Genomic DNA, 20264 nt, shown 5'->3' with positions numbered 1-20264 from the left:
TTATGATTGGAAAAGAACTAGCATTCTTAAGTATAAACTAATTGTTTGAATGTCCATAATCCAAGCAAAGATCTTAAGGAGTTATCCAACCATTTCTCTAGAATAGATAGGGAAATGGTTGTTTTTGATAAAGCCTCATTAATTGGGGTTAGAGTATACCCGCACATTTTCGTTGTCGTCGATTGTCGCTAATATGACATCTGCGATTTCTGAATAAGCAGGTGATATCTTCTTCTTGAGCCAGTTATGGTCTTTCTCGATTTCTTTAAGAAGGGATGCATTGGCTTTTCCTTCAATGATAATCGGTCTTGCGAGAGTAAACGGTTGGGTCGCAAGCTTCATATCTGCTGGGGTAAGCGGTTGGTATTGGGTATCCATGAACACGGAGATGGTTCCTCCCGGCTCCCAAACTGCGAGGGATACATATTCTATATTCACTACTTTTTCTTTCCGTAGCTCACAGAATAGAAAATCAATAGAAATTCTTGCTTTTGAAAGGTTATGGAATTGGATTTGTCCATTTCTAATGAGTGTAATCGGCGGCGGATCGAGATAACGTCTGAATAACGGCCATTTTAAGCTCAACCACGTCGCAGCAACATATAGAATGATTAGAGTGACGGTAGTTAGCATAGAGCCTTTTACACCTAATCTCTCGTCTGAAAGCGGATGAGCGATAATATTGCCGAGTGTCAGGGCAATGATGAAGTCGAGAAACCTTAATTGAGAAATGGAACGTTGTCCCATTACTTTCGTTGCAAGTAGCAAAAAGACAAAGCTAACGATGGCTCTCAAGACCCATTCAACTGTTGTCAACGATTCTTGACTCTTGAAAAAATCCAATTCATTCCCCCCCCCTTAATTCGATGAATTCCCGATTCCAGCCCACTCAGACCTGAATAATAAGGGGAAGGATGATGGGTCTTCTTTTAGTGTGACTATACAAGTGATTTCCAACCGATTCTTTAATCGTTTGTTTATGAATACCCCATTGCGTAATGTTCTTTTCTTGTAATTGATGGATGGTTGCCACTGTAATGCGACGTACTTCGTCTAGCAATTGCTCTGATTCACGGACATACACGAAACCACGTGAAATAACATCGGGACCGGATATGATTTTACCATCCGTTTTACTAAGAGTGACTACTACGATGAGAATGCCATCTTCGGAGAGTAACTTACGATCACGTAAAACAATCGTTCCTACATCACCGATTCCCAACCCGTCAACAAGAGTATTCCCATTCGTTATTGTTCGAGATTGATAAGCTTCTTGATTTCGAATGTCGACAACATCTCCATTATTAACAATAAAGATGTTATCCTTGGCTACACCCATCGTTTCAGCTAATAAACGGTGCTGATGAAGCATGCGGAATTCACCATGAATAGGAATAAAGTATTTCGGCTTCATAAAAGCAAGCATTAACTTCATTTCTTCCTGACTAGCATGACCGGATACATGCATTCCCGTTGCCGACCCTGATCCATAAATGACGTTGGCTTTCAGTTGAAATAGATTATCTACGATTCTTGATACATTGCGTTCATTACCAGGGATGGATGTAGCAGCTAGAATAACCGTATCACCGGGTAGAATTTCTACTTGTCTATGATTAGAACTGGCTATACGCGATAAAGCGGCCATGGGTTCGCCTTGGCTTCCGGTACAGAGTATAACAATTTCATGGGAAGGCATTTTGCTAACTTCATTCGCATCAACTAATGTCCCTTCAGGAATTTGTAAATAATCTAGCTCGGTAGCAATGGATACGACATTCACCATACTTCTACCGAGTAAAGCTACTTTCCTATTTGTTTTTACCGCCGCATCAATGACTTGCTGTAGACGATGAACATTGGAAGCGAAGGTGGAAATGAATATTTTCTGCTCGGCTTTTATAAATGCCTCTTCGATGTGTGCTCCTACGAGACGCTCAGAGGGGGTAAATCCGGGACGTTCCGCATTGGTGCTCTCAGACAAAAGAGCCAAGACACCGTTGTTACCAATGCTTGCCAACCTATATAGATCTGGATGCTGTTCATTTACAGGTGTTAAATCGAATTTGAAATCTCCTGTATGTACAACAGTGCCTTCAGGGGTATTGAATACGATACCGAGACAATCAGGGATGCTGTGATTTACTCTAAAGAAACTTAAATTTATCGTGCCTAATTTGAAGCTCGATTCAGAATCGATTGTGATTAGTTTTGTACTCTTGAGAAGACCATGCTGTTTGAGTTTAATTTGGATTAACCCTAGAGTTAAGCGTGTCCCATAGATAGGGATATTCAACTGTTTGAGAATATAAGGAATGCCTCCGATGTGATCTTCGTGTCCATGAGTGACGATGAGCGCTCTAACTTTGTCGCTATTCTCCAGTAAATAAGATATATCAGGAATGATTAGATCAATCCCCAATAAGCTCTCATCAGGAAACTTGGAGCCACAGTCAATAACGATGATATCGTCACCATATTGAAGCATGTACATATTTTTTCCAATTTCATTCACACCGCCGAGAGCGGCAATAGAAAGCTTATTTTCCTTTGTCGTCAATCTTGACACCTCCATTTGAAAATATGGAAGTAGTATCTCCATTTATAATAGATGTTATGACGATAAGGCAGGAAAGAGCTTATTTTAAAAAAAGTTGTTCGCCATATATATGTCGTAGGACATTCATCCCATTAATATATTTATTGTAAAGGAGGTTTTGCAAACTGCTTCATTCTATTCAGCGCTATATTGTACTCGTGGTTGTGTTTCTACTTATTGGGATGCCCTTATATGTTGAGGAGGCGAATGCCGATCAAGTAAATACAGATTTGATCGTGGTGAACAAGAAGAGTAACAAATTGGCTTATTTTAAAGATGGGAAATTGGTAAAGGAATTTGCTGTTGGTACGGGTAAGAGCCCAAGTCTAACACCTGAAGGTAAATTCAGAATTGTGAACAAAATCAAGAATAGACCTTATTATAAGGAAAAAATTGCTGGTGGAGATCCTCGAAATCCACTAGGGGATCGATGGATTGGGCTTGAAGTGAACGGAACACAAGGAACGACGTATGCGATCCATGGCAATAGTAATGAGAACTCAATCGGTAAGTATGTAAGTGCTGGTTGTATTCGAATGCACAATGATGAGGTTCATTGGCTCTTTACTCAAGTGAAAGTAAACTCTTATGCTATTATAACTACATCTGATTTAACGTTTGAGGAAATAGCTGTGAAGAATGGATACTCAGTAGGCTCTAAGATATTTGAAGGAACAGTAATCATTAATGGTGTAGAACAGAAATTAAAGAACTCGCTTGAGAATGTTGATTCTCGTATTTACATTCCGCTGCGGGAGATTCTAGAATTACTAGGAGCTACTGTACAGTGGAATAATGAGAACCAGATGGCGACGATCTCTATTGGGGATCGAACGATTACCCATAAGCCACTTACGAACAAAGCAACGGTTAACGGAAATGTTATCACGATTACGCCATCAAGATATCAAGGTGCGACAGTGATGCTTCCGCTACGGAATATACTAGAGATGTCCGGAATTGAAGTCGTATGGGATGGCAAGAATAACACCATATATCTATCGAATTAACTAGAAGAGAAGCCGCGAAAGTGGCTTTTCTTTTTTATAGGGAATATAGTTGAATATTGAAAGAATGATTCTAAAGGAATACAATACAGAAGCAGCTATATCTACAAAATATTTCTTACGGACACTGGATAGAGAGATGAATTTTAGATGTCTGTGGGCTTTATAATACGGAAGGGGTGTTCTTAATGAAAGGTTTGAATTATCTATTCGTTGCTATTTTAAATTTCTTAGCGGCAATTGCTTTTATTGTTGCAGTTGCGTTCTCAGATCTTAGTGATTGGAAGGTAACTTATGGTTTTGGATTCGTTGCATTATTATTTGCTTTTACTGGAATAGCCAATATGGTAAAACACATCAAGGGGAACTGAACGATAATTATTATTTCGTTACAACGCAAACAGCACCTTTATCCTAATGGATCAGGGTGCTGTTTGCGTTATATCTGGTTAACGAACGATTCGGAGAAGGAGTTAGAATAGATGTCGATATTATCATAATTCACCATATGAAAAATTCATAATAGCAAAACAAGAATTCTAGATACATTAATCTATACGCATCATGTGTATGTATCTATTTTTCGAAAAAGAGAGCATTCTAAACCATTTAGCATCACCAGATGAAAAAATAAAGAGCAACATTAAAGTTGCTCCTTATTGTCCATTCTATTAAGTCAAATATGTGGCACCTTGTGTAGTAATGCTTCACCTGCAATGCCCGGGTTCGTCATTTGAAATGGATCAAGGATAATGTTTAATTGCTCTTCGGACAATACTTGGTATTGAAGGCATAGACTACGCACCGATTGACCTGTTGTAATAGCTTCACGTGCGATCTTCGTTACCAGTTCATAGCCCAAGTGGGGGCTAAGTGCAGTAATAATACCTACGCTATTCTCAACATAATCAAGACATCGTTCGATGTTCGCCTGAATTCCCTCAATACAATGCTCTCTAAAGACACGGAAGCCCTGGTTCATAATTTCTAATGACTGTAGTACATTGTATACCATGACTGGTTCCATAACGTTCAGTTCCAATTGACCGGCTTCTGACGCAAGACAGATCGTATGGTCATTTCCGATGACCTGGAACGCAATCTGATTGATCACTTCGCACATCACAGGATTTACTTTACCTGGCATAATCGATGAACCCGGTTGGCGAGAGGGAAGTGTGATTTCACCTAGACCTGCTCTTGGACCAGAGGCCATTAGGCGAATGTCATTAGCTACTTTTGACATATTCATCATACAAATTTTTAGAGCGGCTGATACTTCTGTATAAGCGTCCGTGTTCTGTGTTGCATCTACAAGATGTTCGGCAGGCTCTAATGGAAAGCCACTCAAATCTGCAAGGATTTCTGCTACTCTCTTAATATAATGTGTATTGGCATTAAGTCCAGTACCGACGGCTGTTGCTCCAATATTAATATGAAGTAAGTTATTTTTCGTGGCTTGAAGACGTTTGATATCTCTATCAAGCACGCGTGCGTATGCTTGGAACTCTTGACCAAGGCGGATAGGTACAGCGTCTTGCAGGTGAGTTCGTCCCATTTTGATAACACCGTCGAACTCCGTAGATTTATCGTTGAATGCTTTATGTAAGTCCTTCATGGTCCCAAGTAGCTTCTCAATCATCGTCAGTACTGCTAAATGTACTGCCGTTGGGAAAGCGTCATTCGTGGACTGGGACATATTGACATGATTATTCGGATTGATGTCTTCATAGCTTCCTTTATCCTTACCTATTAGTTCAAGTGCGCGATTAGCAATGACCTCGTTGGCATTCATATTAATGGAAGTACCTGCACCACCTTGAATAGGATCGACAATGAATTGTTCGAACCATTTACCTCTAATAATCTCATCTGCAGCTTTAACGATGGCATCACCTTGAGCAGCTTGTAACTGGTCAATCTCCATGTTAGCTATAGCGGCCCCTTTTTTGACCATAGCTATTGAACGGATTAATTCTGGGTGGATTCGTTCTCCTGTAATCGGAAAGTTCTCCGCTGCCCTAATAGTATTGATGCCATAATAAGCATTGGATGGAACTTCTTTCGTACCAAGAAAGTCTTTTTCCAAACGCATAACACTCATTCCTCCTAGTATGAAATCGGACATATAGACCTAGCGAAAATCTTGTGAAATATTGGACACGATACCATTATACGTTGTTCCCATTAGGCAAACAAATATAATCCAATCCCGCAAAATAACAGGCTTGCTAAAGTTTCAAATAAGATGGCTTGTAGCTCCTGTTTTGTGAGTAATCATATATACAGAAATAAGGTTCGTCAATGACGAACCTTACACTTAGGAATATCGATTATAGAAGGTGAGGGACCTGAACATCGGGATTAACATCTGCTTCATAATCAACACCATCGAATTCAAAACCAAATAGTTGGAAAAATTCGCGACGATAGCCTTCGAGATCGGTAAGTGCGTGAATGTTCTCGGTCGATATCTGATTCCATATCTGCGTAACTTCAGCTTGTACATCATCGCGTAGTTCCCAGTCATCGATGCGAATACGACCTTGTTCATCTACGGGTGTTCCTGTGCCATCATTTGTATATAAGCGTTCTGTAAATAGACGATAGGTTTGCTCAATACAGCCTTCGTGGAGACCTTTCTCTTTCATGACTTTATATAGAGCGGACACATATAATGGTACGACTGGAATAGCTGAACTGGACTGTGTCACAAGGGCTTTGCTTACACAGACATATGCTGAACCACCAGATATAGCGAGTTGGTCGTTCATGCGGATGGCAGTTGCTTCAAGGTGATCCTTCGCACGACCAATAGTACCTTCTCTGTAGACAGCTTGTGTGATTTCTGAACCGATATAGGAGTAAGCAATCGTCTTAGCGGTATCGGCTAGTACGCCCGCTTGGCGAAGCGCATTGATCCACAGTTCCCAATCGTCACCACCCATGACAGTAACCGTATCACGAATCTCATCTTCCGTGGCAGGATCAATCGTGATTTCACTTACTTCGCCGGTATGGAAGTTAACGGTTTTGTTCGTAAAGGGTTCACCAATCGGTTTGAGCACGGAATTAACCATTTCACCTGTCTGAGGATCTGTTCTTCGTGCAGATGCGACACTATAAATAACCAAATCAACTTGGCCTAGTTCAGTGCGAATCACTTCGATTGTCTTTGCTTTTGTCTCTGAAGAAAAAGCATCACCTGTGACACTGAATGATTTGAGACCAGCATCATCCGCCGCTTGCTCAAATGCTGCTGAATTATACCAGCCAGCGGAAGCTGTACGTTTCTCGCTTCCACTGCTAGGGCGATAGACGCCAACTGTATTCGCCTGTGCGCCAAAAGCTGCGACAATACGAGATGCTAGTCCATATCCAGTGGAGGCTCCAATCACTAATACATTAAGGGGTCCTTTTATTGCTGGATGTGCTTGTACATATTCTATCTGCTGTTGTACTTGACTGGCACAGCCTACTGGATGTGATGTCGTACAAATAAAGCCACGTGTTCTTGGTTTAATAATCATAGGTTTAGTAATTCCTCTCTTTCATTAAGTATATTCAAGTTATGGAGTAATTTTTTGCTAATATATCGTTACTACACGATTCTCTGAAAGGCAACTTTTCTATTATACCATGAATTGGAGGGTTATTAAATTTCGAACTGTTATGAAATATAATAAATTTAATTAGAGATGAGCGTGTAGAGTACTGTTTTTACCTGACCTTCTGGTAGAGGTATATAAGTAAACATCAAGACATTCCCTGTACGTTTCTTTAAAACAAGCATTTTGGATAAAACATATGGGTCCCTAGGATCGACCCGATTCCATTCCTTTTGATCATCTATACTAATCAGCTTTAAATTGAGATTGGTACTTACTCCTGTTGTGGCATTAATCGCAAATAGTTGAGTTGTATCCATTGCACGAACTAGAGCTACATCATCCGCGACATATTCCACCATAAAATCTCCCGTTTGACCGGTGATTTCCTCCAACTCAAATAGTTCCCCGAGACTACCATTCTGAGTAATATATTGAAGGTTTCGTCCAACAATCATGAAGAGTTGCGTTGTTATCAGTTGGGGAGCATGAATATAGGAAGAGGTGACGGAGTGATACTCCATTATCTTCTGAATTTCTTTGTGTTGGATTAATGCCTGATAGCTATTTGTGAAATCATTGAACATGGCATAATGATTGTCGTTTAAAAGCAATAGATCTTGGCATATCCATAATATGCAAATTACCATCGCTATCGTTGTACCATGTCTTTCCACCCATTGCACTTACTGCCGAGACCAAAGGTACGTAAACAGCACCATTAAGAATGCGAGGTGCCTTCGTTAAGGATAACGCTGAGCCATTCACCTTCGCCACGTCAGAACCCACCGTGAAGATAACTTCACGTTCTGGACGAATCAGTCTAGCTACTTTAGTTGGCTGGTTCCAGGTTAGTGTATAACCCATAGAGGACGCGAGCGACCTCAGTGGGACCAAAGTTGTGCCTTCTAGAATGACCTGATTGGCACTCAGTCCGTTATCTTTATAATTTACCAAAATTGACTTTTCTTTTGTAGCTGACACTGGTACCGAGCTTGTACTAATAGTAAAAGCGGTGGCGACAATTCCGAACGTAAGTATCCACTTTTTCATTTATGTATTACTCCTCCTCTGGAGATTTACATTATATGTATTAGACGTAATGTACTACACAAGGTTACTAAGGAAGAGTTACAGGAAGTGAAATTCGAACAAGAATTAATCGGCGACTGTCTAATTATTTCCTAACAACATCAGGTAATCTGAAAATAGTCTAGTGTAAGCGTCAATGCTCCATTATTGGAATAATGTTATACTCAAGTTACCATACGATCCTGTCGCGTTGGGATAGGGGATTTGTTGAAGTTAATGAGAAATGTTAGGAGATAGATCGATATGAAGCTGGTATCTTGGAATGTAAATGGGCTTAGAGCATGTGTGAAAAAGGGATTTAATGATTATTTCCGGGAAGTGAATGCGGATATATTTTGTGTTCAGGAAATCAAATTACAGGAAGATCAAATTGTGCTGGAGTTGGGCGAAGAATATTCGCAGTATTGGAATTACGCTGTTAAGAAGGGGTATTCTGGCACAGCTATTTTCACAAAGATCAAGCCACTTTCTGTACGCTATGGTCTAGAAGAGGATGAGGAGCCCGAGGGACGAATCATTACGCTGGAGTTCGAGAGCTTCTATCTTGTGAATGTATATACTCCTAATTCAAGGCGTGATCTGTCGCGACTCGATTTGAGACTAGCCTGGGAAGAACGATTCCGTAGCTACATTCAACAATTGGACTCACTCAAGCCCGTTATTATATGTGGGGATTTAAATGTTGCCCATCATGAGATCGATCTTAAGAATGCACAATCCAATCGTGGTAACTCAGGATTTACTATAGAAGAACGTAGTAAAATGACTGAAATGTTGGAATCGGGATTTATAGACACATTCAGACACTTTTATCCGAATCGGACAGACGCGTATACTTGGTGGTCTTATATGGCAAAGGTAAGAGAGCGGAATATTGGCTGGAGAATTGATTATTTCCTGGTTTCCTCTAGAATGGGATCTTCCTTAAAGGATGCTCAAATTGACTTCGAAGTTATGGGGAGTGATCACTGTCCAATTATTCTTATGATAGATTAAATATCCAAAGGAGGATGACATTATGGCACTCGGAGTTTTATTCGTCATGTTAATTGTTATTGCAGTTCTCAGTATTACCAGTATTGTTTTGTTATTTCTAGTAAAAGACCCTAAGTGGAGTAGTATGATCTTTAGAATTACGCTAGTAATAGCGGGTTTTATTAGCTATATGAATGTTACTGCTCCTCCGAGTAACTTCGTTATTCCACGAATCGTGGCACTAAGTTTCGGAGCATTGGCAGTGATTGGAATTATTCTGAAGTATATGAAAAAAGAGATGATCGCAAAAGTATTCCTAGCCGCTTCGGTGCTGTTGGGTATTCTGCAACTCTTTTTCTTCTGATTGGGTTAGATGTTGAAGATTTTGAAATTTCACAATCAATACCTTATTTTGGGTAATCGGATGGTATGATATACTAGGAAATAATGAAATAATGAAATACATAAGATCAAGCATCTAGATAGAAAGACGAGGTTACATTTTGAATGGTCGTTAATTATCTAGTGTGAACCTGAAGCACACATGAATTCCCTGGGAGGTTCGCATCAAAGATCACTTAATAATATCCATTTATAGTTAAATTGGAAACTGAGAGGTAATTTAAAAGTGCTGATTTGTTTATTTACATTAAAAAATCGTTGAAAACACACTTTTGCATTGCTTTTTGGCAGTCGCACTCTCACGAGAGTGCCAATGTCGTGGGTGTGCTATGTGTAGGAACCTTGATATAGTGGTGTTTTCAAGAGATTAGTTGCCGTCTCGAAATCATCTAGCGGACGAAATGGGGACGGTTTCTATATATGTTTTTTAGTGCGTTCTCCGAATCTGTCAAATTCAGAGGCTGCTCGGTCAGACATGCTCTTGGTCACGTGGCTATACGTGGTCTGGAGCATTTTCTCATTTTTGTGTCCTAATCGTTCGGCTACAGCATTAGCTGGTATGCCGCTCTCTAATAGGAAAGTAGCGGACGTATGTCGCAATCCGTGAAGCTTTACGTACCGAAAACCGTTTTCGGTTAGAAAATCTCGCCACTACGAATATGGTGTGTTTGGGTGGTAAGGGATGCCGTCCCGCAATCTTTGCAGGTATACTTTCACCAATTAAAATCCTATTGTCCCCAAAGTCACAAACTGAAATCTCAAGCGGGACAACCTCTCCGCGTCTAAAAGACCCAAAAAAGGCAGCCTGTATGAGTAGTTTACATAGGAGTGGTTGCTCTTCTAATGCAATTAAGACTTCTTCTATTTCGCTCTCTTCATAGAACTCTACCTCTACTTGCGTAGCATTCGGCCACTTTACTCCATCACATGGGTTGGTTGCTATCACTTGCCATTCTTTTACTCGTTCGAGTACATTCTTCAGGACTCTTAAAGTATATCGCTTTGTATCCGCATCAAGCGTTCCAGGTTTACCATCTTTTCGCGCTTCGGGTGATTTTAAGTACTCCTTGAAATTTACGACATGCATCGTTGTAATGTCCTAAAGTTCCAGATGTCTAAAATGGGGGTAGATATGATTACGCAAATGTTGATCACAAACGACCAGACTATACTCGGATAAGTTATCTGGATCACTGGCATATTTAAGTTTCCAATGATTTTCGGTAAATTCCCTGAACGTCATGTTACTCGCTTTGATAAATTCCCCTGAGATCACTCTACACTTAAAGTCTGCGAGTTGATCGTCCAAATAATCTTTAAGCTTTCGACTTACATCTCTGTATCCTTTGCATTTCTCAGACATTTTCATTAGTGACGGCTCTTCAATCTCTACGGTTTCACTTGGACGATTTCTTTTGCCATCAGAATGATAGCCAAGATCGATGCGTATCCGCCATGTAAATGAGTTTGTTCGATTTTATAGATGTTACTGAAAGTGAACCCGAGGACATAGAGTCTCAACACATAGAGTCTGTACTCTTGGCTGGTGGACGATCTCACATAGGTCAAGAAATACGAAACGAAATGCATGATCACACTGGGATTAAGTTTAAGTGGCGCTCGGCTGATGGTGAACAGGTTGAAACAAAAGTCATATGGATAAAGGCAGCTCAAATCATTTCGAAGCTAATAAAAGAAGGTAGGTACAAAAGAGCTGAGGTTATATATAAACCATATCCCTAAACGGAACTAATAAGGTGCGCTGCATAAATAGCACAAGCGCCAATTACCAACAAAACAATAACCATTATAGTAACAAATACTTTACCATTCATAATTTTCACCTAGGTTTGATTATTTCAAATAAATAACCATAAAGGAGCGATAACAATGAAAGAGCAATACAAGCTCAAGCAAGGCGATATGGTCGTGATGCATACGTGTATGGAACATGACTCTCCTGATAACTTCGGCAAAGTATGGACCTGTAAATCAGATGCATTCCGCCACATAGGACATGATTTCTTGAAGGGTTTAGCGGTTCCTTCTCAACGGAATTTCTTCAAAAGGTGAATACAACAGAGAATCTAGTACCAATAGGAGAATATCTAGTCCTATCAGATGGATTTGAGGTAGAACAGTTTAAGCCTGCAATTGAAGTTATCGGAGGATTGCGTAAAGAGTTGGTAGAGACAGAGGAAGATAATGTGATTTTAAAAGCGCACGTAGACGGTTTAAGTAAGCTCGTTTCACAGTTTGATCAGATAATACAAGATTCCTCTCGTGAGTTGGCAGAGGCACAGCAGACCATGGCCAGCCGAGAGGATAGTATCAAAAAAAAGAAAGAAATCCTGCTCAATGAGCAGGACTATAAATTATATTTAAGCTTGAGGTTCAGGTCTCTTCACTTGAAGAGGAGGAGGGATGAGCCAACCTTTTTCTTTGTTCATCTTGAGTACTTGAACACCCAAGGCCGCCATAGTGAGATGGTATTTAGCAAATAAAGCACCAATATCCACTCTAACTGATTGACCCATAACTTGGCTACAAGCAACCAGTCCGATAGCGATATCAGCAGAAATTTTAGCGGCTATTTCAGGATCAGTAAATCTTGCTCCAGCAGGAATGTCTTCGAGTTTTGCAGTTGGTCTCTCAGGCATGATTGGTGCGGGGGCAATTCCGTTATCAGATAGCAATTTATCGCATTCTGTAATCTCAAGCTTTGCTTGATCAATAAGCTTGTCTAATATTTTTTTAAGATCTCTGTCACCAGCGTGGTTTAAAAATGCTTGGTAACATGATACAGCGCCTCTTGCAACCATAGAGCTACTCCATACACTAAAAATTTCACCATAATGCATTGGTTCGTCTTTGGGATTTCCGTTTAAAATACCCATTATTTTAGCTCCTTTAGAAATTTGTTTAATGACGTTCTGGATTGCGACTTTTTAGACCTACGAGGCCTGCAAGACCAAGTAATCCAAGCCATCCCCAATCTGTACCGTTGTCATCGTTTGTAGCATTAGCCTTATAACTGTTTGTGTTCATTTCGTTTGTGTTCATATCGTTTGAATTCATGTTGTTGTTTTCTGCAAATGCAGGAAAAACAAGAATCAAAGCAATACTCAATGTAGCTAAAAAAGACGCAAGAATTTTCATCATTGAGTTTCCCTCCTTCCAGAAATTTATGACTTATGTGGTTTAGGTGCAGATACCAAGATTATCTTTCCCAGAACAAATGTAAATATTCTATAAAAAGCATTAGGAAAGGAAATTCAGTTGTATCCGAGATGGGAAATAACCAATCACATAGACATCCGAACGTTCGGAATGATAGACATATCGAATTTATCAAACGGCGATTTAAAGAAGAAATTAAGCGAGTTAGAGAGGAAGAAGAGATATGAGAGAGAGATCAAGTTCCGTGGAAAAAGACTTGATAACGGTGAGTGGGCTTATGGATATTACTTATACGGAGCAATTAAGGATGAGCATGTGATATGGACTGATAATGAAAATTGGCTAGTCGATCCCGAAACAGTAGGGCAATACACAGGGCTAAAAGACTGTGAAGTTAAGACAATCATTTAAATAACTTCTTGTTGACTTAAAGATTGATTTTGTTCAATGATTTCCATGCAAAGTTGTTTTAAATCTTTTTTCTTGCTTTTACTCATCTTTAATTATCCTTTCAATTAATGATTATATTTAAGTGCATTGTAGCTACGGAGCTTTAAGGTGACTGTCTGATTGCGTCGGCAGCTATATTAAGTTCTTTCTTTATATCCATTCGATCCCTCCGTTCATACATTCAATATTCTACCTAGTAGGGAGTTAACCCTTCTTAAAGGGCCGTGATATTTTATAGGGTAAGGAAACCTTTCCTGAGCAGATAAATAATATTCATTTGCAGATTTCCCCATATATTATATTGCTAAAAATAGCGAAGGGATCAATCTTCGTACTGTGCAATATACATGGAGCCAACCTATAAGAATATAAGAACTGCAACACGTCGTTCCGAACGAGTTTTTAACATGTTGTGATTACGAACATATATTAATACATATGAAAATAGGGGGTACAGTAATTGGCCATTAATAAGGAGCTACGAAATATTGAAATTGCCAAGCTGGCTTTTATAGGGGCCTCCATTGCTACATTAGGTGATGGAATCGCCGCGCTAGCTGCCGGATTGGCGTTAGACGCTTTAGAACAGGATTATAAAACCAAAATCAGTAGTCGTAACGCTTCTAGTAAATCAACTAAGAATCAACTTGATTATTTTATTAACGAGTTAGTTAAGATCAGAAATATTGTTGGTTGACAAGATTCAGTGTATTAGGCTTAATCATACATTGATAAAAAGGAGTGATGGAAAGGTGCAAAATCACGCTAGACAGCCTTCAACAAACATGGAGATCGTTACCGATATATCCAAGGCCATCAGCGGTGAGTATCGTGCTATTCACTGCTATGAGCAATTAGCAAATCAGGCTCCAAATGTTGAAATTAGACACTATCACTTGTTCTCCCATATCTATACATTTCTTACGGGGAAGCAACCTTCTCCACAACTATCTGTACAATGTGCTGATAACTTTCCAAGTAGAGTACTTGCATCATTTAAGGATGAGCAAGAAACAGTTGACTTTTATCATAGAAATTCAAGAAAAACCAATGATATTTTTATTAAGGATTCGTTTCAACAAGCTGCAGCAGATGAACAAAATCATGCAGTTTGGTTTTTATATTTTATGAACCATTATTAATTGATCATTAGCCGGCCCTTATGTCGGATTTTCCTATTGTACATAATGTGTCATATGCGTCGTCGCACTCTCACGAGAGTGCGTGGGTTGAAATTTATGTCGCAGTATCGTCCAAATGAGCAAAAGAAAAGAACGTCCCATGGACGTTCTTTTCTTTATTCGACTACAACGTTCCAGCTAGTTACGCATTCACACTTTCTGTTTTACGATCCTGTCTTGCGTGTAATGCTTTCATTGCAAATCTTGCTATCGGTTGCGCAACCAACAGTTCAATCCAAAATGCTATACCAAAGTTTCTTGGCCAGATGTGAAGGAAGTTTTTAAATGGTTCTAGGCTTATTTGTTTCGTCCCAACCCATGTGCCGATAATCGATAGTAAAATAGATAATACTGTGACATTCAATAAAGTATTCAATAGAACCCTAGCATTAAATCCATCAGTTTGTCCCATGAATTTTGGCATTACTTTCCCAACAATCGGTCCTGCAACTAATCTTACCGATAAAACTACGATTATCCACATGAACGGAATAATCTTTAGTGTATCTATATACACTTCCTTACTGAAACCACGTTCCAACCCCACAATAATAGGGGCAATCGTATTTACTGAAATAATTGAAATAATCAATAAAAATAATATACCTTCTTTTCCGTTTCTAGGAAGTCTCGTTTCTCCGTGCATGTTTGTCATCTCCGCAAATAATATTTCAGATCGCAGACGTATCATGCGACATATATTTTCAGTCAAAAAAAGACCAATATCTCTACACACTGATTTAATCATTATAGCATTTTTTTCAAATGAATGTGAGACCTTCTATCTCAAGTCCAACAGGTTTAACAATCTCAATCCCCTAGTTTTATTTCCGTTTTGGTTAGGAATTTTCCTAACGCTTCACTACTATCAATATTCATACGTTCAGCCAAAATAATCAACCACCACATGCATTCACCAATCTTATGTTCAAGTTCAGATGCAGTTTCTCCATTTGTTGGCCAACGACCCTGTTGGGACATAGTTAGACGACCGACCAAACCAGCATCTGTCAGGAAAGCTAACGCATCTTCTTCTACTGTCCATTCTTTTTCATGATATTTGCGCTCTAAACGATGATAGACTTCTCTTAACTGTATAGAACGTTCAACGGCTTCACTTAGATTCATATTTTTCATTTTGTATCCTTTCTTTTATAGGCATTTATCGTTCAACTATATAGTAAGGACGATCAGATCACCAATCATGAGAGCTGGTATAAGTCACTATGCGATAATCATCAGGAAGGGATTATTCTTATCATCTTTGCAGCAAGGGCAATTACAGACGATGGAAACCGAAATCATTCATCGTGAGGGTCATCATGTTCATTTGAGTTGATTAAGCATTCCGGTCATTGTCGGTGGAGATGTGAAAGGAACATATCTTATATTTAGAGATATCAGCGAAGAGAAACGATCGAAGGATAAGATTCAGTAGATGACCTATCATGATGAATTGACCGGCTTACCCAATCGTAGACTTTTGAAAGTGAAACTGGGGGGAGCGATCGAACAATGCCGTCAGGAAAACCCTCAGAGACTTAGACTTTGTATTTATGATAGACTGAAAGAATACATAGCCCCACCAGACATCGTATTGAGATGGATATAGATCGAAGACTGGTTTAGGTTTGGATAGAGACAGGAGGATGAGGAATGAGTTTTGTTGCTGTAAAAGGTGAGTACAAGCGTTACAAGATGGGCGAGAATATGATTGTCGCCAACGACGGGATTGATTTCGAGATTAATAAGGGTGAATTTGCCGTGATTGTCGGTCCCAGCGGTGCTGGCAAATCGACCGTGCTTAATATTCTTGGCGGGATGGATTCCGCCGACGAGGGCCAGGTCATTGTTGATGGTACGGATATTGCTAAGTTCAGTGCCAAGGAGTTGACAGGCTACCGTCGCAATGATGTAGGTTTTGTATTTCAGTTCTACAACCTGGTGCCTAATCTGACAACGCTAGAGAATGTCGAGCTTGCTTCCCAGATTTCCCCGCGTGCATTGGATGCGCGTAAAGTACTTGAGGATGTGGGACTGGGTGCGCGGCTTGATAATTTCCCGGCTCAATTGTCCGGTGGTGAGCAACAGCGCGTCGCCATCGCTAGAGCGCTAGCCAAGCAGCCAAAGCTATTGCTCTGCGACGAGCCGACGGGTGCGCTTGACTATAATACTGGCAAGCAGGTGCTGAAACTGCTGCAGGATGCCTGTCGCAATACGGGGACCACAGTCATCGTAATCACTCATAATTTGGCAATTGCGCCAATGGCAGACAGAGTCATAGAGATCAACAACGCTAAGGTACGGAAGATGGTAACTAATCCATCGCCGGTATCCGTTGATGATATCGAATGGTAAGGAGAAGACATCCATGAAAAAACGATCGTTGTGGAAAGATATATTTCGTGAAATTAGGCACACCAAGGCCCGTTTTATTTCGATTTTTGCAATCATTATGCTGGGTGTCAGCTTTTTTGCCGGGATCAAGGCGGCCGGGCCAGATATGCTGGATACAGCCGAAACTTTTTACCAGGAAATGCGGCTGATGGACCTGAAGGTGCAGACCACCTATGGTCTGACGAAAGATAACATAGAACTGTTGAGTGATGTGCCAGGCGTCGATGAGATCCAGCCGGGTTACAGCGCGGATGTATTCATCGGCGACAACGCTTTAATATTCAAGGTCTTTTCTTACAATACAGATAATCCGCTTAACCAGTACAGCATTATTGAAGGGCATCTTCCAGAGCATTCCGGTGAAATCATACTGGATGACAGGATGACCGGAGAGTATACGCTGGGCGACAAGGTGACGTTTAGCCAGAATGGTGAGAATGCAGAGCTGTCAAACGACTTCGGAACAGTGGATTATACTGTCGTGGGCTTTGTTAGGAGTCCCCAGTTTATCGAGAAGAACGCCAGGGGCACCAGCGGGATCGGCAAAGGTACGGTGGATGCGTTCGCCGCAATTCCCGAGGCAGACTTCAAGCTACCGGTTTATACAGAAGCCTATCTGTCCTTCACAGATACAGCCGGATTGAAGGCTTATACGCCTGAGTACGAGGCGCTGATCGAAGAGCACAGCCATGCGGTAGAGCAGGCGCTATCCGGCTTGCCGGAAGCAGGGCTGGAGCTGCCCAAAATCTATGTCACAGATCGGAACGCCAATCCGGGGTATGCTGAATATAAAGACAACGCTGACAGATTGTCGGCGATTGCGAGTGCGTTTCCGGTGTTCTTTTTCCTCATTGCAGCGCTGGTTAGCCTTACGACCATGACGCGGATGGTCGAGGAGCATCGCCTGCAGATAGGCACACTTAAAGCGCTTGGTTATGGCAACCGTGACATCATGGCCAAATTCCTGGTCTATGGCACGCTTGCCAGTCTAGCCGCTTCGGTTGCGGGGCTTGCCGTCGGCTTTACTCTGTTCCCAACCATTATCTATAATGCGTACAGTTCACTATATAACCTACCGGATATTATCAAAAGCTTTTATCCTTCGTATTCCATCATCTCCATCATTGTGGCGCTGTTATGCACTACATTGACGGCCTGGATTGCTTCCCGGGTAGAGCTGCGCAGCAACGCTTCCGTATTGATGCGTCCGAAAGCGCCAAAGAGTGGGCAGCGGATTTTATTGGAGCGGATTCCCTTTGTATGGAAACGGATGAGCTTTATGCAGAAGGTTACTGCACGGAATTTATTCCGGTACAAACAGCGGATGTTCATGACAGTGTTCGGCGTTGCAGGATGTACTGCACTGATCCTGACCGGGTTTGGTCTCAAGGACTCGATCGGAAGTATCGCAGGACAGCAATTTGGTACGATTATGAAATATGAGGCACTTATAGCGTTGCATGAAGATGTGTCTACCGATGTATTGGATGCCTATGAGCAAATGATCGCTGACGAGTCCGCCATAACTGGAACATTGAATGTAGCGCAAGAAACGGTGACCGCACGCGAGAGCGGTGTAAATGACCAGAATGTAAATCTGTTCATTCCTGCATCCGTTGATTCTCTCTCCGAATATGTGGAGTTGCGGGACCGTGTGAGTGGAGAAGGGCAGGCGCTTACTGACGAGGGAGCTATAGTCTCGGAGAAGCTGGCAAAACTGTACGGGCTTGAACCTGGCGACCAGTTAACGTTGGTGGACAATGAGAATGAAATATTCAAAATTCAGGTCGCGGGGATCACAGAGAACTATGTGATGCATTATGTTTATATGACACCAGCGTATTATTCTTCCATATTCGGGGATGAACCGATGTTCAACATAGAACTACTGAACTATAACGTGGAAGATAAAACCTGGGAAGATAAGTTCGGCGAGCAATTGACGGCGAATGGAGGTGTTGCAGCGGTCAGCTTCTCTAGTAGCGTAGGTTCCGCCTTCGACGAGACGATGAAGAGTATGGACATTGTAACCTTAGTGCTCATTGTGTCGGCAGCAGCATTGGCTTTTGTCGTGCTCTATAATTTGACCAATATCAATGTATCCGAACGGATCCGGGAGCTGTCTACAATCAAGGTGCTGGGCTTTTATGATAAAGAAGTAACGATGTATATTTACCGTGAGAATATTTTGTTGAGTATACTCGGTATAGTGGCCGGATCGGGTCTCGGCATTGTGTTGCACAGCTTCGTTCTGAATACGGCCGAGCTGGATTCGACAATGTTCGCCCCGATCATCAAGTGGCAAAGCTATCTTTATGCTGCACTTTTGACACTGTTATTCTCAGGAATTGTTATGGCTTTCATGCATATTAAGCTCAAGCGGATTCATATGATTGAAGCTTTGAAGTCAGTGGAATAATCGCTCAACGATGCAAAGGACTCTTTCAGATAGTTGGAAGGGTCTTTTTTTTGACCATCTGAAAAAGTGAGGAAATGGCATAATTTGATGCTGATGCAGCTGATAAAGCTGATAAAGCCGCAGCCACGGTAACGATCTGGGTGTAGCGAAGGAAAGATTAATAAGATTATCAATCAATGAATGAATAGAGTTTTCTCAAGATTACGCTTAATTCACCCTGGTTAGCTAAACAAATCTTATCAAACCGGTAGACTGAATATTCATCGCCTTTATAGATGCGTTGCTGTGAATACTTCCAAGTGATCATGGATGAATTCGCATAAAGGTCATATTTGGGATGGATTGTTCGCCAAAGAGTAGAGTTAGATTCAACTGAGCTAAGGGATTGTTTCGGTATCATAGGCGCCTAGTATTCTTATTTCGCACAGTAGCTTCCTGTAAATGGAATAATCATTTCCTGGCATCCTCCGTAATGGAAATCAATAATTCGCTGTTTCGTGCTTCTCCATTCCATCAAGTCTAATCCCTCTTATTAGTGGCTAAAGACCGCGGAATCAGAAAGAGACGCTCTTCCTACCTAATTGTTTAGATGAGTGTCATATTCCCTCGAAAGTACAGGCTTTTCTTTCAAAACCAATGATATAAAGAATATACCTGCAATCATGCAGGTATTTAATCATAAGTAGGAGAGATTGTCCCTTTAGTAAGAAAAAGGATGTATCATCGCAGGCATCTGGAGTGAATCGATAGATCAAGTGGAAAAAAATGTACCGTTGCAGGCTTTATACCATACGGCGGTTCGTGTTGGCTCTATAGAACGGTAGCAAGGTGGTTCTTAAGTTACTTCACAACGGAACAAGACCGGTATAAGGTTTAGTTGAGTACAACTGTAATTTTATCTTATCGAAATCGTCAAGCGCTGATTGTAGTGTTGAGCCACTATTAAATCAA

25 protein-coding genes are annotated in these 20264 nt (G+C 40.9%); 11 read left to right on the top strand and 14 right to left on the bottom strand.

The features are described from left to right. Positions 1-138: 138 nt before the first annotated feature. Positions 139-843 carry a DUF421 domain-containing protein gene (locus AC1TO9_RS05120; protein WP_482058562.1) on the bottom strand — a complete coding sequence of 235 codons (705 nt, stop codon included), beginning with the start codon at positions 841-843 and terminating at the stop codon, positions 139-141. A gap of 46 nt (positions 844-889) precedes the next feature. Further along, positions 890-2563 (bottom strand): ribonuclease J, encoded by a 1674-nt coding sequence (locus AC1TO9_RS05115; RefSeq protein ID WP_482058561.1) that lies wholly within the window; start codon positions 2561-2563, stop codon positions 890-892. A 221-nt stretch (positions 2564-2784) separates the two neighbouring features. Between AC1TO9_RS05115 and AC1TO9_RS05110 the strand changes: the two genes are divergently transcribed. Further along, positions 2785-3612 carry a L,D-transpeptidase family protein gene (locus tag AC1TO9_RS05110; protein WP_482058560.1) on the top strand — a complete coding sequence of 276 codons (828 nt, stop codon included), beginning with the start codon at positions 2785-2787 and terminating at the stop codon, positions 3610-3612. 185 nt (positions 3613-3797) lie between these two features. Next, positions 3798-3980 (top strand): hypothetical protein, encoded by a 183-nt coding sequence (locus AC1TO9_RS05105; protein ID WP_482053733.1) that lies wholly within the window; start codon positions 3798-3800, stop codon positions 3978-3980. Between the two features lie 305 nt (positions 3981-4285). On the opposite strand, the gene aspA is transcribed toward AC1TO9_RS05105, so the two are convergent. From aspA to AC1TO9_RS05085, 4 genes are all read right to left on the bottom strand, one after another. Continuing rightward, positions 4286-5704 carry an aspartate ammonia-lyase gene (gene aspA, locus AC1TO9_RS05100; protein WP_482058559.1) on the bottom strand — a complete coding sequence of 473 codons (1419 nt, stop codon included), beginning with the start codon at positions 5702-5704 and terminating at the stop codon, positions 4286-4288. Between the two features lie 238 nt (positions 5705-5942). Beyond that, on the bottom strand, positions 5943-7139 hold the full coding sequence (gene fabV, locus AC1TO9_RS05095) for an enoyl-ACP reductase FabV (protein WP_482058558.1): 1197 nt from the start codon (positions 7137-7139) through the stop codon (positions 5943-5945). 158 nt (positions 7140-7297) lie between these two features. After that, on the bottom strand, positions 7298-7741 hold the full coding sequence (locus AC1TO9_RS05090; RefSeq protein WP_482058557.1) for a hypothetical protein: 444 nt from the start codon (positions 7739-7741) through the stop codon (positions 7298-7300). A gap of 52 nt (positions 7742-7793) precedes the next feature. Continuing rightward, on the bottom strand, positions 7794-8270 hold the full coding sequence (locus AC1TO9_RS05085; protein ID WP_482058556.1) for a stalk domain-containing protein: 477 nt from the start codon (positions 8268-8270) through the stop codon (positions 7794-7796). Positions 8271-8552: 282 nt separating this feature from the next. Here AC1TO9_RS05085 and AC1TO9_RS05080 point away from each other — a divergent pair, with 282 nt between their 5' ends. Both AC1TO9_RS05080 and AC1TO9_RS05075 read left to right on the top strand, forming a co-directional pair. Further along, positions 8553-9305, top strand: coding sequence for an exodeoxyribonuclease III (locus AC1TO9_RS05080; protein WP_482058555.1), 753 nt, complete (start codon positions 8553-8555; stop codon positions 9303-9305). A gap of 22 nt (positions 9306-9327) precedes the next feature. Beyond that, entirely contained in the window at positions 9328-9648 is a 321-nt protein-coding gene (locus tag AC1TO9_RS05075) for a hypothetical protein (protein WP_482053727.1), read from the top strand. A 452-nt stretch (positions 9649-10100) separates the two neighbouring features. On the opposite strand, the gene AC1TO9_RS05070 is transcribed toward AC1TO9_RS05075, so the two are convergent. Genes AC1TO9_RS05070 through AC1TO9_RS05055 form a run of 4 tightly spaced genes read right to left on the bottom strand, consistent with a single transcriptional unit; the run spans position 10101 to position 11246 of the window. Next, the gene (locus AC1TO9_RS05070; RefSeq protein ID WP_482058554.1) at positions 10101-10286 is read right to left on the bottom strand and encodes a tyrosine-type recombinase/integrase; all 186 of its coding nucleotides are present in this window, start codon (positions 10284-10286) and stop codon (positions 10101-10103) included. Beyond that, positions 10237-10773, bottom strand: a complete 537-nt coding sequence (locus AC1TO9_RS05065) for a hypothetical protein (RefSeq protein WP_482058553.1) — start codon at positions 10771-10773, stop codon at positions 10237-10239. Before AC1TO9_RS05065 ends, AC1TO9_RS05070 begins: the two co-directional genes overlap by 50 nt. A 12-nt stretch (positions 10774-10785) precedes the next feature. Next, complete coding sequence (locus tag AC1TO9_RS05060) at positions 10786-11049, bottom strand: hypothetical protein (RefSeq protein ID WP_482053726.1); 264 nt, start codon at positions 11047-11049, stop codon at positions 10786-10788. Positions 11050-11075: 26 nt separating this feature from the next. After that, positions 11076-11246 (bottom strand): hypothetical protein, encoded by a 171-nt coding sequence (locus AC1TO9_RS05055; protein WP_482058552.1) that lies wholly within the window; start codon positions 11244-11246, stop codon positions 11076-11078. A gap of 330 nt (positions 11247-11576) precedes the next feature. Here AC1TO9_RS05055 and AC1TO9_RS05050 point away from each other — a divergent pair, with 330 nt between their 5' ends. Further along, on the top strand, positions 11577-11759 hold the full coding sequence (locus AC1TO9_RS05050; RefSeq protein ID WP_482053725.1) for a hypothetical protein: 183 nt from the start codon (positions 11577-11579) through the stop codon (positions 11757-11759). 308 nt (positions 11760-12067) lie between these two features. On the opposite strand, the gene AC1TO9_RS05045 is transcribed toward AC1TO9_RS05050, so the two are convergent. Continuing rightward, a complete protein-coding gene (locus AC1TO9_RS05045) occupies positions 12068-12583 on the bottom strand; it encodes a DUF3231 family protein (protein WP_482058551.1) in 516 nt (171 codons plus the stop codon). A 25-nt stretch (positions 12584-12608) separates the two neighbouring features. Continuing rightward, positions 12609-12848 carry a WGxxGxxG family protein gene (locus AC1TO9_RS05040; RefSeq protein ID WP_482058550.1) on the bottom strand — a complete coding sequence of 80 codons (240 nt, stop codon included), beginning with the start codon at positions 12846-12848 and terminating at the stop codon, positions 12609-12611. A gap of 168 nt (positions 12849-13016) precedes the next feature. Here AC1TO9_RS05040 and AC1TO9_RS05035 point away from each other — a divergent pair, with 168 nt between their 5' ends. From AC1TO9_RS05035 to AC1TO9_RS05025, 3 genes are all read left to right on the top strand, one after another. After that, positions 13017-13277, top strand: a complete 261-nt coding sequence (locus tag AC1TO9_RS05035) for a YopX family protein (protein WP_482053722.1) — start codon at positions 13017-13019, stop codon at positions 13275-13277. Between the two features lie 499 nt (positions 13278-13776). Further along, on the top strand, positions 13777-14013 hold the full coding sequence (locus AC1TO9_RS05030) for a translation initiation factor 2 (RefSeq protein WP_482053721.1): 237 nt from the start codon (positions 13777-13779) through the stop codon (positions 14011-14013). Between the two features lie 88 nt (positions 14014-14101). Next, complete coding sequence (locus AC1TO9_RS05025) at positions 14102-14458, top strand: ferritin-like domain-containing protein (RefSeq protein WP_482058826.1); 357 nt, start codon at positions 14102-14104, stop codon at positions 14456-14458. Positions 14459-14639: 181 nt separating this feature from the next. Here AC1TO9_RS05025 and AC1TO9_RS05020 read toward each other — a convergent pair whose 3' ends face one another. Together AC1TO9_RS05020 and AC1TO9_RS05015 are read right to left on the bottom strand one after the other, a co-directional pair. After that, entirely contained in the window at positions 14640-15143 is a 504-nt protein-coding gene (locus AC1TO9_RS05020) for a DUF2798 domain-containing protein (RefSeq protein WP_482054464.1), read from the bottom strand. A 164-nt stretch (positions 15144-15307) separates the two neighbouring features. Continuing rightward, a complete protein-coding gene (locus AC1TO9_RS05015; protein ID WP_482058549.1) occupies positions 15308-15634 on the bottom strand; it encodes a MazG-like protein in 327 nt (108 codons plus the stop codon). A 301-nt stretch (positions 15635-15935) separates the two neighbouring features. On the opposite strand from AC1TO9_RS05015, the gene AC1TO9_RS05010 reads away from it, so the two are divergent. From AC1TO9_RS05010 to AC1TO9_RS05000, 3 genes are read left to right on the top strand one after another with little or no spacing between them, the layout of a single operon-like run. Further along, complete coding sequence (locus AC1TO9_RS05010; protein ID WP_482058548.1) at positions 15936-16109, top strand: diguanylate cyclase domain-containing protein; 174 nt, start codon at positions 15936-15938, stop codon at positions 16107-16109. Positions 16110-16153: 44 nt separating this feature from the next. After that, positions 16154-16855, top strand: a complete 702-nt coding sequence (locus AC1TO9_RS05005) for an ABC transporter ATP-binding protein (RefSeq protein ID WP_482058547.1) — start codon at positions 16154-16156, stop codon at positions 16853-16855. A 13-nt stretch (positions 16856-16868) separates the two neighbouring features. Continuing rightward, complete coding sequence (locus AC1TO9_RS05000; protein ID WP_482058546.1) at positions 16869-19313, top strand: ABC transporter permease; 2445 nt, start codon at positions 16869-16871, stop codon at positions 19311-19313. The last annotated feature ends 951 nt before the right edge of the window (positions 19314-20264 follow it).

The organism is Paenibacillus sp. Y916, from assembly GCF_056786435.1.
Note: the sequence above shows the minus strand (reverse complement) of the source record. Positions and strands in the feature narration are given on the sequence as shown.

Coding starts and splice junctions, on each gene's coding strand:
- AC1TO9_RS05110 (WP_482058560.1), top strand. CDS start 2,785: ATGCCCTTATATGTTGAGGAGGCGAATGCCGATCAAGTAAATACAGAT.
- AC1TO9_RS05105 (WP_482053733.1), top strand. CDS start 3,798: ATGAAAGGTTTGAATTATCTATTCGTTGCTATTTTAAATTTCTTAGCG.
- aspA (WP_482058559.1), bottom strand. CDS start 5,704: ATGCGTTTGGAAAAAGACTTTCTTGGTACGAAAGAAGTTCCATCCAAT.
- fabV (WP_482058558.1), bottom strand. CDS start 7,139: ATGATTATTAAACCAAGAACACGTGGCTTTATTTGTACGACATCACAT.
- AC1TO9_RS05090 (WP_482058557.1), bottom strand. CDS start 7,741: ATGGAGTATCACTCCGTCACCTCTTCCTATATTCATGCTCCCCAACTG.
- AC1TO9_RS05085 (WP_482058556.1), bottom strand. CDS start 8,270: ATGAAAAAGTGGATACTTACGTTCGGAATTGTCGCCACCGCTTTTACT.
- AC1TO9_RS05080 (WP_482058555.1), top strand. CDS start 8,553: ATGAAGCTGGTATCTTGGAATGTAAATGGGCTTAGAGCATGTGTGAAA.
- AC1TO9_RS05075 (WP_482053727.1), top strand. CDS start 9,328: ATGGCACTCGGAGTTTTATTCGTCATGTTAATTGTTATTGCAGTTCTC.
- AC1TO9_RS05065 (WP_482058553.1), bottom strand. CDS start 10,773: ATGCATGTCGTAAATTTCAAGGAGTACTTAAAATCACCCGAAGCGCGA.
- AC1TO9_RS05060 (WP_482053726.1), bottom strand. CDS start 11,049: ATGTCTGAGAAATGCAAAGGATACAGAGATGTAAGTCGAAAGCTTAAA.
- AC1TO9_RS05050 (WP_482053725.1), top strand. CDS start 11,577: ATGAAAGAGCAATACAAGCTCAAGCAAGGCGATATGGTCGTGATGCAT.
- AC1TO9_RS05045 (WP_482058551.1), bottom strand. CDS start 12,583: ATGGGTATTTTAAACGGAAATCCCAAAGACGAACCAATGCATTATGGT.
- AC1TO9_RS05040 (WP_482058550.1), bottom strand. CDS start 12,848: ATGATGAAAATTCTTGCGTCTTTTTTAGCTACATTGAGTATTGCTTTG.
- AC1TO9_RS05035 (WP_482053722.1), top strand. CDS start 13,017: ATGATAGACATATCGAATTTATCAAACGGCGATTTAAAGAAGAAATTA.
- AC1TO9_RS05025 (WP_482058826.1), top strand. CDS start 14,102: ATGGAGATCGTTACCGATATATCCAAGGCCATCAGCGGTGAGTATCGT.
- AC1TO9_RS05020 (WP_482054464.1), bottom strand. CDS start 15,143: ATGCACGGAGAAACGAGACTTCCTAGAAACGGAAAAGAAGGTATATTA.
- AC1TO9_RS05015 (WP_482058549.1), bottom strand. CDS start 15,634: ATGAAAAATATGAATCTAAGTGAAGCCGTTGAACGTTCTATACAGTTA.
- AC1TO9_RS05010 (WP_482058548.1), top strand. CDS start 15,936: ATGACCTATCATGATGAATTGACCGGCTTACCCAATCGTAGACTTTTG.
- AC1TO9_RS05005 (WP_482058547.1), top strand. CDS start 16,154: ATGAGTTTTGTTGCTGTAAAAGGTGAGTACAAGCGTTACAAGATGGGC.
- AC1TO9_RS05000 (WP_482058546.1), top strand. CDS start 16,869: ATGAAAAAACGATCGTTGTGGAAAGATATATTTCGTGAAATTAGGCAC.